Raw genomic sequence first — 320 nt, 5'->3', positions numbered from 1 at the left:
GGCCAGGCCCGCGGGCAGGGACAGGCCCAGATACAGCAGCCAGTCGGCGTGGCGGCCCTGCGCCGCCAACTGGTCGACGGCCAGCGCAACGGCGGAGAATGTCGTGAAGGAGGCGAGCAGCCCCGGGCCCAGCGCGGCGCGGAGCCAGAACGCGGTGCCGGGACGTTCGGTCCAGAGCGCCGTGAGGACGCCCAGCAGCAGGCTGCCGGCCACGTTGATGGCCAGCGTGGTCCACGGGATGGAGCCGTCTTCGGGGAAGGCAACGCCCAGCAGGTAGCGCGCCTCGGCGCCCACGAAGCCGCCGACGGCGACGGCGGCCC

At 74.7% G+C, this 320-nt stretch carries 1 protein-coding gene; it reads right to left on the bottom strand.

Annotated features, from left to right (window positions below; translation table 11 throughout):
* The coding region (locus tag AC5RUJ_RS18890; protein WP_494156591.1) for a fluoride efflux transporter FluC at positions 1-320 on the bottom strand (320 nt) is incomplete at both ends.

The organism is Arthrobacter sp. Y3223164, from assembly GCF_059091005.1.
Note: the sequence above shows the minus strand (reverse complement) of the source record. Positions and strands in the feature narration are given on the sequence as shown.